General features: G+C 73.4%; 12 protein-coding genes. 7 read left to right on the forward strand and 5 right to left on the reverse strand.

Features of this window, described 5'->3' with window-relative positions:
* Positions 1-6: 6 nt before the first annotated feature.
* A complete protein-coding gene (locus tag AC6EI4_RS01775; RefSeq protein ID WP_498450383.1) occupies positions 7-288 on the reverse strand; it encodes an SAV_915 family protein in 282 nt (93 codons plus the stop codon).
* Positions 289-424: 136 nt separating this feature from the next.
* Between AC6EI4_RS01775 and AC6EI4_RS01780 the strand changes: the two genes are divergently transcribed.
* Positions 425-946, forward strand: a complete 522-nt coding sequence (locus AC6EI4_RS01780; protein ID WP_498450384.1) for a hypothetical protein — start codon at positions 425-427, stop codon at positions 944-946.
* A gap of 339 nt (positions 947-1,285) precedes the next feature.
* Here the strand turns inward: AC6EI4_RS01780 and AC6EI4_RS01785 are convergent, their stop codons facing one another.
* The gene (locus AC6EI4_RS01785; protein WP_498450385.1) at positions 1,286-1,966 is read right to left on the reverse strand and encodes a winged helix-turn-helix transcriptional regulator; all 681 of its coding nucleotides are present in this window, start codon (positions 1,964-1,966) and stop codon (positions 1,286-1,288) included.
* 68 nt (positions 1,967-2,034) lie between these two features.
* Here AC6EI4_RS01785 and AC6EI4_RS01790 point away from each other — a divergent pair, with 68 nt between their 5' ends.
* On the forward strand, positions 2,035-2,655 hold the full coding sequence (locus tag AC6EI4_RS01790; RefSeq protein ID WP_498450386.1) for a maleylpyruvate isomerase family mycothiol-dependent enzyme: 621 nt from the start codon (positions 2,035-2,037) through the stop codon (positions 2,653-2,655).
* Position 2,656: 1 nt separating this feature from the next.
* Positions 2,657-3,319: a maleylpyruvate isomerase family mycothiol-dependent enzyme gene (locus AC6EI4_RS01795; protein WP_498420259.1), complete on the forward strand. Its 663-nt coding sequence runs from the start codon at positions 2,657-2,659 to the stop codon at positions 3,317-3,319.
* Positions 3,320-3,343: 24 nt separating this feature from the next.
* Here the strand turns inward: AC6EI4_RS01795 and AC6EI4_RS01800 are convergent, their stop codons facing one another.
* Together AC6EI4_RS01800 and AC6EI4_RS01805 are read right to left on the reverse strand one after the other, a co-directional pair.
* The gene (locus tag AC6EI4_RS01800) at positions 3,344-4,042 is read right to left on the reverse strand and encodes an SWIM zinc finger family protein (protein WP_498420258.1); all 699 of its coding nucleotides are present in this window, start codon (positions 4,040-4,042) and stop codon (positions 3,344-3,346) included.
* Entirely contained in the window at positions 4,039-6,924 is a 2,886-nt protein-coding gene (locus AC6EI4_RS01805) for a DEAD/DEAH box helicase (RefSeq protein WP_498450387.1), read from the reverse strand. The genes AC6EI4_RS01800 and AC6EI4_RS01805 overlap by 4 nt, the downstream gene beginning before the upstream one ends.
* Before the next feature lie 96 nt (positions 6,925-7,020).
* Here AC6EI4_RS01805 and AC6EI4_RS01810 point away from each other — a divergent pair, with 96 nt between their 5' ends.
* Positions 7,021-7,509: a glutathione peroxidase gene (locus tag AC6EI4_RS01810; RefSeq protein ID WP_498450388.1), complete on the forward strand. Its 489-nt coding sequence runs from the start codon at positions 7,021-7,023 to the stop codon at positions 7,507-7,509.
* On the opposite strand, the gene soxR is transcribed toward AC6EI4_RS01810, so the two are convergent.
* The gene (gene soxR, locus AC6EI4_RS01815) at positions 7,502-7,984 is read right to left on the reverse strand and encodes a redox-sensitive transcriptional activator SoxR (protein WP_498420253.1); all 483 of its coding nucleotides are present in this window, start codon (positions 7,982-7,984) and stop codon (positions 7,502-7,504) included. The genes AC6EI4_RS01810 and soxR overlap by 8 nt on opposite strands.
* Positions 7,985-8,030: 46 nt before the next feature.
* On the opposite strand from soxR, the gene AC6EI4_RS01820 reads away from it, so the two are divergent.
* From AC6EI4_RS01820 to AC6EI4_RS01830, 3 genes are all read left to right on the forward strand, one after another.
* A complete protein-coding gene (locus tag AC6EI4_RS01820; RefSeq protein WP_498450389.1) occupies positions 8,031-9,062 on the forward strand; it encodes a questin oxidase family protein in 1,032 nt (343 codons plus the stop codon).
* A 68-nt stretch (positions 9,063-9,130) separates the two neighbouring features.
* Positions 9,131-10,705 carry a DHA2 family efflux MFS transporter permease subunit gene (locus AC6EI4_RS01825; protein ID WP_498420248.1) on the forward strand — a complete coding sequence of 525 codons (1,575 nt, stop codon included), beginning with the start codon at positions 9,131-9,133 and terminating at the stop codon, positions 10,703-10,705.
* A gap of 273 nt (positions 10,706-10,978) precedes the next feature.
* Positions 10,979-11,869, forward strand: a complete 891-nt coding sequence (locus tag AC6EI4_RS01830) for an alpha/beta hydrolase family protein (RefSeq protein WP_498420246.1) — start codon at positions 10,979-10,981, stop codon at positions 11,867-11,869.
* Positions 11,870-11,937: the final 68 nt, after the last annotated feature.

An 11,937-nucleotide genomic window follows, 5' to 3' on the forward strand; every position in this document is an offset into this window, starting at 1 on the left:
GCTGACTCACGAGGCCGCCCGCAACGCAGTGACGGGCCGTGCGAGGGCCTCGGCGTCGAGCTGGATCGCGTGGACGCCGACCTGCTCGAGCAGGGCGCGCAGCGCGGACAGGCTGAGGGCCTGGCGGGGATGTCCGGCTCCCATCGCCTGCTCGAGGGCCGCTGTCGAGCTGAACGCCAGACCGGTGCGCACGCCGTCGGGTCGGCGGCACAGGCTGAGGCTGGTCGCACCGGAGGTGCCCACCCGGACCGGGACGAGGACCGTGCGGGGTTCGTGGGAGTGATTCACGCCCCTCACCCTGTCCGCCGGCCGCCGGGCCGGGGAGGGGTCATGCCGTCAAGATCCGCTGCCGAGCCGTCAATATCTCGTCATCGTTGCGCCAACCCCCTACCGGCGGGCGAGCCGGGAGCCGCAGCATCGCTCCATGACCGACCCGGACCTGCCCTTCCTGCTCTCCTCGACCGCGGATGCCTTCACGAGGTCGCTACGCGCCGCGCTCGACGGCGACGCCGCCGCGGCCCGCGCGGTGCTGGCCGGCTCGGCGCAGCGGCACGACGTCTGCGCGGCCGTCAGCAGCCGGATGCGGCACCGGGCTCCGGTGGCGATGCCGCAGCTGGTCGACGAACTGCAGTTCCTCCGCGACCTGCGCGACGCCGGTGACCTCATCGACCGGCTGGCGCACCAGGTCATCGGTGGCAGCGTGGCGCTGAGCCAGGTGCAGCACCGGGAGGTCACCGCGCTGCTCGAGGCGGGAGGCCGCCGGCTCGGCCAGCTCGCCGAAGGCCCGCGCGGACCGGGGCTCGGACCGGGCTACCTGAGCTGCGGCAACGCGCTGCGCGAGCTGGCCGCTCGCTGCTCCCGAGACCGCTCGCCGATCCTGTTGCTCTGCTCGGCGCTGGCCTCAACGCTGCTGCACGCCTCGCGTCACGCGACGCGGGCCGCCTGACGCGCGGACCGCCTGACGCCACGGACCGCCGGCCAGCAGGGCTCAGAGCACAGCGTATGGCCTGGTCCTGCTGGGCGCGGCGGTCACCGGTGACCTCGACGCCGTCCCCGGTTCAGCGCCTGCCGCTGCCGGCACGACGGTGTCGGCCGAGGAGCTGACGCGTGATCGCGACTGGTCACACCGGCACGCTAGGCCCGCCCGGTCGCTCCGCTCGGCGTCTTGTCGCGGAGTTGTCTCGCCTTGATGCGCTCTTGTCGGCTGCGGGCTCGCGCGCGGTCGTACAGTCCTCCCCCGTCGCGTCGTCGTCCCTCCTCAGTCGAACCCTGAGAGGTGGAACCCTCAGAGCGCGTGCACCAGCGACGTCGCGCCGACCAGCCGCCGGACGGCGTCCTCGCTGCCGCTGACGCTGACGCCCGGCAGCCGCTCCAGCGGGACACCGCCGATCACGCAGGCCTTCCAGTCCGCGGTGCTGGCCTCCACCACGGCGTCGGCCGCCTCCGGCGCGAGCTGCCTGTCCACGGTCGTGGCCCGCTCGGAGACCCGGGCCAGGTAGGTGACGGGCTCCGCATCCGTACGGCGCGAGTCCGTGAGGCTGAGCACCACCTCGTGCTCCCCCCTCCCGGCGCCCGGCCGTGCGTGGGCGCGCATCGCCAGGACCAGCGTGTCGGGGCTCATGTCCGCCCCGAGCGGCAGGGCCGGGGACGCGACCGCCCATAGCGACAGCGCGGTGTTGACGGCCTCGAGGCGCCCGCCCCACTCGGTGAGCTCGTAGACGTCGGTGCGCCCGGGCCCGGGCAGCCGCCGCCGGCGCGCGATGCCGTGGGCCTCGAGGTCGTGCAGACGCTGGGTGAGCACGGCGGGGCCGATGCCGACCACGTCCCGCTGGAGGTCGGAGAAGCGCTTCGGCCCCAGCAGGAGCTCCCGCACCACGATCAGCGTCCACCGCTCGCCGATGAGATCGAGCGCGTGGGCCGCGGCGCAGCCGTCGTTGAACGACCCGTAGGACCGTCGAGTTGCCATTGATACAGATTACTACGACTACAGTAGTGTCCACTTCACTATTCGTAGTATCAGGCGAGGAGCGGGACATGCGCGCATCAGCTGCGGCGACCTGGCAGAGCGTCCACGCCGAGCGGCGACGGCTGGTCGCGGACCTCGCCGACCTGAGCCCCGACCAGTGGACACGTCCCTCCCTCTGCCCGGGATGGGATGTCCACGACGTCCTGGCGCACCTCCTCGACACGGCACGAACCGGCCGCCTGGGCTTCGTCCGCTCCATGGTGGCGGCCCGGATGGACTTCGACCGCGCGAACGCGCACGGGATCGCCCGAGCGAGGCACGCCGACCCGCGCGACACCCTCGCCGCGCTCCGGCAGGCGGCCGACCTCACCCGGACGCCGCCGGCGAACCTCGCCACCCGCCTGGTGGAGGCCATCGTGCACGGAGAGGACATCCGCAGGCCGCTGGGCATCCCCGGCCGGTACCCGGAGCCCGCCATCGTGCAGGCCCTCGCCCATCAGCTGCGCACCCCCGTCGCCTTCGGCGGAGGGCGCGAGCGAGCCGCCGGCCTCCGCCTGATCGACCGGAGCACCGGAGCCGCCTGGGGCGAGGGCGAGGCGGTCGAGGCCGAGGCCCTCGACCTGCTGCTGCTGGTCTCGGGACGCGGCCCGGCCGAGCAGCCCGACACCAACGAGACGGAGACCTCGTGAGATGAGAGCCGGAGAGCGGGAGAGGTCCGAGAACGACCGGCTCTGGGCCCTGGCCCACCGCGAGCGTGCCGCCCTGGCCGAGGACCTCTCGAGTCTCAGCGCCGCGCACTGGCGGCGCAGCACGCTGTGCGGACAGTGGGACGTCGAGCAGGTCGTCGCCCACCTCACGGCCGCCGCGAGCCTGACCCAGTGGTTGTGGCTGCGCAGCATGCTCGGCGCGCGCCTGCGTCCGCACGTGCACAACGAGCGCCGGCTGGCCGAGCACCGCGGGACGACGCCCGCGGACACCCTCGAGCGGTTCCGCGCCGTCGTCGACAGTGTCACCGCGCCGTCGGGCCACACCGCCGCCTACCTCGGCGAGATCGTCGTCCACGCCCAGGACATCCGCCGCCCGCTGGGCCTGACCCACACCCCGAGCATCGAGGCGTTGACACCGGTGGCCGAGTTCTACGCCCGCCGCGACTTCGCCGTGAACAGCCGCACACACGTGGCCGGGCTGCAGCTGCGCGCCGACGACGGGCCGTTCGCGACAGGGTCCGATGCGACGGGCCCCCTGGTCACCGGGTCGACGCTCGCCCTGGTGATGGGCATGGCCGCCCGCGCCGCCTATCTGGACGACCTCGACGGTCCGGGCGTGGCCGTGCTCCGGTCGCGTCTGTCCTGAGGGCGCCCCACGGACCGCACCACCTCAGAACAGGTGGTCCACCGGCTGCCCCGGCTCCTCCAGCAGCTCCAGCAGTCGCCGGGCGCGGGCGGCGGCGTCGAGCGCGGTGTCGAGGTCGTCCTCGAGCCGCGGGTCCACCTCCGCGTCGGCGCCGGGGTCCTGCTCGACCGCCGTCGTGCGCGCGTGCAGCCGGGCGAGCAGCTCCTCGCGGGCCAGCCCGCGCAGCTGGAGCAGCACGAACGGGTCTGCCGCCGCCAGCCAGCCCAGCTGGTAGAGCACCGCCAGCGCGTGCCGGCACGGGTCGACCCAGGCATCGCAGGTGCAGGCGGCGCCCAGCTCCCCGCCGTAGGGCAGCAGCTCCACGCCGGACTCGTCCGCGTCCTCGACCAGCTGCAGGGGCAGGTCGCCGGCGAGCAGATCGGCCACCCGCCCCGCCTCGGCCGCGACCAGCTCGACGAGGGTCTGCAGGCCGGCCGCGTCGATGACCGGGACGGCGCCGGTCACCGTCCAGGCGTCATCGCCCTCGCGGACCGCGGCCAGGAACGTGCCCGCGTCCACCGTGATCGCCCCCACGCCGCCCGAGCGGGCCAGCGCCCGGGCCTTGCGCAGGTCCTCCTCGGCGTAGGCCGACTCCTCCACGGCTCGCACCCAGGCCCGCGCCCACCAGGTGGTCGCCCGCGGGGCACGCCGCGCCGGGAAGCGGGGATGGGTCACCGCGCTCACGCATCACCGTCCCCATCCGGCTCGGCCGCCGCGGCCGGGCGGCGCAGCTGCACCAGGTCGCGCAGCTCGGCGTCGTCGAGCTCGGTGAGCGCGCTCTCGCCGCGGCCCAGCACCGCGTCGGCCAGGGCCCGCTTGCGGCTCAGCAGCTCGGCGATGCGCTCCTCGATGGTGCCCTGGGTGATCAGCCGGTGCACCTGCACCGGGCGGGTCTGCCCGATCCGATAGGCGCGGTCGGTGGCCTGCTCCTCGACGGCGGGGTTCCACCAGCGGTCGAGGTGGATGACGTGGTCGGCGCGGGTCAGGTTCAGGCCGGTGCCGCCGGCCTTGAGCGACAGGATGAAGACCGGAACCTCGCCGGCCTGGAAGCGCGCCACCATCGCCTCCCGCTCGCGCACCGGGGTGCCGCCGTGCAGGAACTGGTGCGGTACGCCGGTGCGCGCGAGGTGGGTCTCCAGCAGCCGCGCCATCGCGACGTACTGGGTGAAGATCAGCACCTCGCCCCCCTCGGCCAGGACCGTGCCGAGCAGCTCGTCGAGCAGGTCGAGCTTCTCCGAGCGCCCGGCCAGGCGGGGGCTGGCCTGCTTGAGGAACTGCGCCGGGTGGTTGCAGATCTGCTTGAGGCCGGTCAGCAGGGCCAGCACCAGTCCGCGGCGCGCCTCCTCATCGGAGCGCTCGATGCGCTCCATCGTGTCGCGCACGAAGGCCTCGTAGAGCACCACCTGCTCGCGGGTCAGGGAGAGCAGGTGGTCGGTCTCGGTCTTGGCGGGCAGCTCGGGGGCCACGCCGGGGTCCGACTTGCGCCGGCGCAGCAGGAAGGGGCTGATCAGGTCCGCGAAGCGAGCCGTCATCTCGGGGTCGACGCCCCCCTCGATCTGGGCGGCCCAGGCGCGCCGGAAGGCGTTGCGGCTGCCCAGCAGACCCGGGATCGCCCAGTCCAGGATCGACCAGAGCTCGGTCAGGTCGTTCTCGACCGGGGTGCCGGTCAGCGCGACCCGGGCCCGGCTGTCCAGCGTGCGCAGTGCACGGGCAGTGGAGGAGCGCGAGTTCTTGATGTGCTGCGCCTCGTCAGCGACGACCAGGTCCCAGTCCACGCCGCCGAGTGCCCGGGCGGCGGCGGCCGGCGCGGCACCGGCCTTCGCCGCGGCGGGCAGGCAGTCGCGGCGCATCGTGCCGTAGGTGGTGAGCACGATGGCGCCGGCCCGGTCGTCGCTGCCGCGCAGCCCCTCCAGCGAGCGCTGCGCGCCGTGGAAGCGGCGCACCTCGACCTCGGGGGCGAACCGGTGGATCTCCGCCTCCCAGTTGCCGAGCAGGGAGGCCGGGCAGACCACCAGCGTCGGCCCGCGCGCGCCGGCCTCGCGCCGATGCAGGTGGAGCGCGATCAGCGTGACCGTCTTGCCCAGGCCCATGTCGTCGGCCAGGCAGGCGCCGAGCCCGAGCGAGGTCATCTCGGCCAACCAGGTCAGCCCCTGCAGCTGGTAGTCGCGCAGCTGCGCGCGCAGCAGGGCCGGCGGGGCCACCGGGTCACCGGTCGCGGCGGAGCGCAGCCGCTCGCGGACCTTCTCCAGCGTCGCGCCGACGATCACCTTCTCGGTGACGTCGCCGACCTCGACGACACCGCTCAGCGTGGCGGCGAGCGCCTGGACGGGCGTGGCCGTGCGGACCAGGCGCTTCTTGGCCTTCTTGACCATCGCCGGGTCGACCACAGTCCAGCTGCCGCGCAGCTTGAGCAGCGGACTGGCCGAGCCGGCCAGGTGGTCCATCTCCTCGGGCGTCAGCGGGTCGCCGTGCACGGCCAGCTGCCACTGGAAGCTGAACATCTGCTCGGCGCCGAACAGGCCCTCGACGAGCTGGCCCTCCCGCGTGGCGGGGGTCCGGGTGGCGGGCGCGGCCCGGTCCAGCACCGTGGCGGCGGTCAGGTCGCGCCCCAGCGACTTGGGCCAGAGCACGTCGACGCCGCGCTGCTTGAGCGCGGCGACGCCGTCGTCGAGGAGGCTGACCAGCTCGTCGGTGTCGAGGGTGATCTCGTCGGGGACCCGCATCTCCAGGAACCGGTCCAGCACCGGCCACGCCTCGGCGGCCGCCCGCAGCGCGATGATCGCGTGGGTGCGCGCCCGCTCGCCGAACCCGTGCGCGCCGGGCTCGGTCCACAGCAGCGCGGCGTCGCAGACGTGCAGGAAGTTGAGCTCGTCGTGCACCTGCAGCACCAGCCGGACCGCGCCGGCCACCAGCTCCTCCTCGTCGGCCTCGACCCGCAACGAGAGCGTCACCAGCTGGGCCGGCTCCTGGTGGCCCTCCGCCTGGACGCGGTCCAGGCGCGCCTGCAGCCGGTCGGCGAACCGTCCGCCGCGGCGCCTCTGCCCGCTCGAGCCGCCCCGTCCGCCGCTCAGGCCTCCCCGTCCGCCGTCCGGTTCGCCGCTCGAGCCGGTCGCGCAGGTCGCGCCGGTCGCGGCTCGCGGCGCGCTGCGCGGCATCGCGTCGACGACGGCGTCCAGCACGCGGCGTACCACCCCCTCGGCAGCGGCGACGTCGAGCCCGTCGTGGGCGCCGGCCCGGGCCAGCATCACGATCCGGTCCTCGTCGTCCTCGCTCAGCTCGCTGAGCCGCCAGCTCGGCACCGCCATCGGCGAGTGCGCCGGCGCCGGCTCGAAGCGGCCCGCGGCCACCAGCCGCATCCCCAGCAGGGCCGCGCCCGCGAGCAGCCGCACGCTGGGGTGGGCGTCGTCGCGGGCGTGCGCCCGGGTCAGCACCGGCAGGGCCGCGCGCATCGGCAGGGCGACCTCGCGGGCCGCCGCACCGGGGGCGGCGGTGAACTCCACCACCGCGTCGCGGGGCGGTACGGCGTCACGCAACCGGGCGGGCCCGGTGACGGGGACGAAGCTCAAGTGGGACCTCTCGAGGCGGACGAGGACGAAGACGGCGACTCGACGCTAACGCCCGGGACCGACACCGAGTTCCCGGCGGATCGCTACGCTCGGCCCATGAGTCTCCTCGACGCACCCCTGGCCCGCCTCGACGGCGCCCCCGCCACGCTCGGCGAGATCCTCGAGGGCCGCGCCGCCCTCGTGGTCAACGTCGCCAGCAAGTGCGGCCTCACCCCCCAGTACTCCGCGCTCGAGCAGCTGCACGAGAAGTACGCCGAGCGCGGCTTCACCGTGGTCGGCGTGCCGTGCAACCAGTTCATGGGCCAGGAGCCGGGCTCCGCGGAGGAGATCCAGGAGTTCTGCTCCGCGACGTACGGCGTGACGTTCCCGATGACCGAGAAGATCGAGGTCAACGGCGAGGGCCGTCACCCGGCGTACGACGAGCTCGTGCGCACGCCCAACGAGAAGGGCGCGGCCGGCGACGTGGAGTGGAACTTCGAGAAGTTCCTGCTCGCGCCCGACGGCTCGGTGGTGGCCCGGTTCAGCCCCGGCGTGGTCCCCGACGACCCGCAGTTGGTCGCCGCGGTGGAGTCGGCCCTCAGGTAGCCGGGTCCCGGCCCTCGGCCCGGGCGGTCCAGCGCACCGGACCCGTGCCGCGCTCACCGAGCGTGTCGTGCAGGTTGTAGAGGGTGCACGACTGCAGCGACAGGCAGCCGCACCCGATGCAGCCGTCCAGCGAGTCGCGCAGCCGCTCGAGGTAGGCGAGGCGCTCGTCGAGGCTCCGCCGCCAACGGCGCGACAGGCGCGCCCAGTCGGCCTTGGTGGGCGTCCGCCCCGACGGCAGGGAGGCCAGCGCGTCGGCGATGTCGCTCAGCGACGCGCCGATCTTCTGCGAGACCCGGATGAACGCGACTCGCCTCAGCACGTCGCGGTGGTAGCGGCGCTGGTTCCCGGTCGTGCGGATGCTCTCGATCAGCCCCTGCCGCTCGTAGAAGTGCAGGGTGGACACGTTCATGCCCGAGCGACGCGCCACCTCCGCCGGCGTCAGGTAGCGGCGGCGGATCTCCTGGTGCGATGTCACGCTCACTCCTTGACCTGAACCATGGTTGAGGTTGTTGCATCGTGTCATGACCCACGACCCGCTCGACACCCTCGATGAGGCCTACCACCGGCTCCGCTCCACCGGCCCGGAGTTCGACGGCTGGCTGAGCAACCACGGCCCGATGGCGGCCGAGGCCCTGGCCCGGCACGGACACGGAGACCAGATCGCCACCTGGCTGGACGGCTACTGCCGGCGCCTCGAAGCCGCACCCGGCCGCTCCAGACGGATCGAGAGCTGGCGCCCGGCGCTGGGTGATCCCCGACGACTGGGCGACTGGCTCGCCTGGTTCGCGGACGAGCTGCGCGAGCGCCCGTGGGCCGAGGTGCTCCACACCTGGTGGCCCCGGTTGACGCCCGGCATCGCGGCAGGGGCCACCCACGGGGTGATCCGGGTCGGCCACGCGGTCCGGGTCCTGCGCGAGGAGGGTGAGAGCCCCGAGCGCCTCGCCGAGCTCGCGCAGGGGCTGGGGTACTGGGCGGCCCGCTGGCAGCCGGTACCCGCTGCCACCGGGCCCGACGGACGGCTCAGCGCGGCAGCCGCCCTGGCTGCGGTACCCCCGGTCCCGCAGCAGGTCGGCGGCATCGGAGCCAGGCTCGCACAGCTGAGCGGGACCCAGGGCTGGGCCGACGCGCAGCGGGCGATCGCGCCGTCGGCCGACTGGCCGCAGTTCCTGCGCGACGTGGTCAGCGCCGCCGTACGGCGATATGCCACGCATGCCCACGGGAACCCGGTGATGCTCGTCCATGCCGCCACCGCCCCCAACGCGGTCCTGCGGGGTCTCCCGTCCCTCCCGACCGAGCAGTGGGCCGCCAGCGCGGCGGCCGCGTGGTCGGCGTCGGCCGCCGTCCAGTCGGCCTACGCACCCGCGGTCGCCCGGCCCCCGGCCAGCGCCCAGGCGACGAGCGCGGACGCGTTCGCCCGCGCCGCCCAGCACGGGGACGAGCACGTCATCAAGCTGGCCGACACCGCGCTCGACGTCTACGCATGGACCGGCGACGACCTGGCCCTGCGTGCGGTCGAGTCGGCTGCGCTTCTGGTCGAACCGGAGCAAATGTGACCCACCGCATACCCTGCAAGGGTAAAACGGGGGTGACGCGGACGCACCCGTCTCCCTAGGGTCGCCGGGTGTCTACGAGCCTCGACAAGCAGCAGCCCTCCGACGTCCCCGGGAGCGACAAGCTGGACAAGGACGTCCTGATCATCGCCGGCGTGGTCGTGCTGGGGGCGATCATGTCGATCCTCGACATCACGGTCGTCTCGGTCGCCCTGGAGACGTTCCAGAACGAGTTCTCCGCCACCGCGGCCGAGGTCGCCTGGACGATGACCGGCTACACCCTGGCCCTGGCCAGCGTGATCCCGCTGACCGGCTGGGCCGCCGACCGGTTCGGCACCAAGCGGCTCTACCTGCTGGCGGTGCTGCTGTTCACCGCCGGCTCGGTGCTCTGCGCGGTGGCCGACAGCCTGCAGACGCTGGTCATCTTCCGGGTGCTCCAGGGCCTCGGTGGCGGCATGCTGATGCCGCTGGGCATGACCATCCTGACCCGCGCCGCCGGCCCGCACCGGGTCGGCCGGGTGATGGCCGTGCTCGGTATCCCGATGCTGCTGGGCCCGATCTTCGGCCCGATCCTCGGCGGCTGGCTGATCGAGGCCGCGTCGTGGCACTGGATCTTCCTGATCAACCTGCCGATCGGCCTGCTGGCCCTGATCTACGCCTGGATCGTGCTGCCCAAGGACCACGTCGAGCCGTCGGAGACCTTCGACTGGCTGGGCATGGTGTTGCTCTCGCCGGGTCTCGCGCTGTTCCTGTACGGCATCTCCTCGATCCCCGAGGCGCAGCAGACCGAGGGCACCATGTGGACCACCGAGGTGGTCGGCACCATCGTGGCCGGCGTGCTGCTGATCGCGGCGTTCGTGCCGTGGGCGCTGAACCGCAGGAACGCCCACCCGCTGATCGAGCTGCGCCTGTTCAAGAGCCGCCAGCTCACCTCCGCGGTGCTGTCGATGGCGCTGTTCGCGATCGCGTTCTTCGGCGCCAGCCTGCTGTTCCCGCTGTACTTCCAGCAGGTCCGCGGTGAGGACGCGCTCGGCGCCGGCCTGCTGCTGGCGCCGCAGGGCCTCGGCGCGATGCTCACGATGCCGATCGCCGGCGCGCTCGCCGACCGCAAGGGCCCCGGCAAGGTCGTGCTGGTGGGCATCAGCACGGTGACCCTCGGGATGGCGATGTTCACCCAGCTCGAGGCGGACACCTCCTACGCCTACCTGCTCGGGTCGCTGTTCGTGATGGGCCTGGGCATGGGCGCGACGATGATGCCGATCATGTCCTCGGCGCTGCAGACGCTGACCGACCACACCATCGCCCGCGGGTCCACGCTGATGAACATCACCCAGCAGGTCGCCGCCTCCGCCGGGACCGCGCTGTTCTCGGTGCTGCTCACCCAGGGGATGCGCGAGAGCGAGTCCGTCGGGACCTACCTGGGGGTGCGCTCGATGCTGTCCCAGGCGAGCGGCGCCGAGGCGGAGGGGCTCAAGGCCAAGCTCGCCGAGATCGCCCCGATCGCGCTGCCCGAGCTGGCCGACTCCTTCGCCACGGTCTTCGTGGTGGGCACGATCCTGGTCGGCTGCTGCCTGATCCCGGTGTTCTTCCTGCCCCGCAAGCCCCCGGCCGAGCCGGTGGACCCCACCGCCATGATGGGCCACTGACCCCCTCCCCCCTCCCCACCCCCACCCTCACCCCCGCCCCGCGACCCGTCACTGCCTCGACGTATTCGTCGGCGTGTCGCGGCGGGGGTGACGGGTCGGCGCGGCGGCACGCTCGCCTCCTGACCCAGCGCGCCGCCCGAACCCACCTGTGCGCGGCGCCCATGGTGTGCCGGGTCGCCGGTTCCTAATGTGAGCGGCGTCACACCATCTCGGGCACTGGCGTCGACACAGGTCCTCGCCGCATCACGCCCTCCATCCGCCTTGGAGACGAGCATGCGCACACGCACCGGCATCATCAGCACACTGGCCACGGCGGGAGCCCTGATGGCCTCCCTCCTCACGGGCGCGGGCGGCCTCGCCCCGGCGTACGCCGAGAGTCCCTACGAGCGAGGACCGGACCCGACCCGGACCAGCATCGAGGCGGCGCGCGGCCCGTTCGCGGTCACCTCGACGTCGGTCTCCGACCTGTCCACGCCGGGCTTCGGCTCGGCCACGATCACCTACCCCACCAGCACCTCCGAGGGGACGTACGGCGCGGTCGCCGTCTCCCCCGGCTTCACCGCCTCCGAGTCCACCATCGCGTGGCTCGGCCCGAGGCTGGCCTCGCAGGGCTTCGTCGTCATCACCTTCAACACCCAGAGCCGGCTCGACCAGCCGGGCGCCCGCGGCGACCAGCTGCTCGCCGCTCTGGACTACCTCACCCAGCGCAGCAGCACCGCCATCCGCTCGCGCATCGACCCCACCCGGCTGGCGGTGATCGGCCACTCGATGGGTGGCGGCGGCACGCTCGAGGCGGCCAAGGACCGGCCCTCCCTCAAGGCGGCCGTCGGCCTGACCCCGTGGAACCTCGACAAGACCTGGCCCGAGATCCGCACCGCGTCGCTCATGATCGGCGCGGAGAACGACACGGTCGCGGCGACGAGCTCCCACGCCATCCCGTTCTACAACTCGATCCCGGCGAACACCCCGAAGGCCTACCTGGAGCTCAACAACGAGGACCACTTCGCGCCCAACACGTCCAACACCACGATCGCCTCCTCGACGATCAGCTGGCTCAAGGTCTACGTGGACGCCGACACGCGCTACCGCCAGTTCATCTGCCCCGGGCCGGCCGAGTCGACGACCGGTCCCGTCTCGGACTATCGCAACACCTGCGCGGCCTGAGCTGAGCCCGCGCTCCACCCTGGGCACCCCGGCGGTGACCGCTGACTCGGTCGCCGCCGGGGCGCCGA

Source organism: Nocardioides sp. Z43_10 (assembly GCF_059766615.1).

Excerpts from the sequence above, each read along its gene's own strand:
- AC6EI4_RS01830 (WP_498420246.1), top strand. The coding sequence starts at position 10,979 with ATGCGCACACGCACCGGCATCATCAGCACACTGGCCACGGCGGGAGCC.
- AC6EI4_RS01790 (WP_498450386.1), top strand. The coding sequence starts at position 2,035 with ATGCGCGCATCAGCTGCGGCGACCTGGCAGAGCGTCCACGCCGAGCGG.
- AC6EI4_RS01780 (WP_498450384.1), top strand. The coding sequence starts at position 425 with ATGACCGACCCGGACCTGCCCTTCCTGCTCTCCTCGACCGCGGATGCC.
- AC6EI4_RS01785 (WP_498450385.1), bottom strand. The coding sequence starts at position 1,966 with ATGGCAACTCGACGGTCCTACGGGTCGTTCAACGACGGCTGCGCCGCG.
- AC6EI4_RS01795 (WP_498420259.1), top strand. The coding sequence starts at position 2,657 with ATGAGAGCCGGAGAGCGGGAGAGGTCCGAGAACGACCGGCTCTGGGCC.
- AC6EI4_RS01810 (WP_498450388.1), top strand. The coding sequence starts at position 7,021 with ATGAGTCTCCTCGACGCACCCCTGGCCCGCCTCGACGGCGCCCCCGCC.
- AC6EI4_RS01820 (WP_498450389.1), top strand. The coding sequence starts at position 8,031 with ATGACCCACGACCCGCTCGACACCCTCGATGAGGCCTACCACCGGCTC.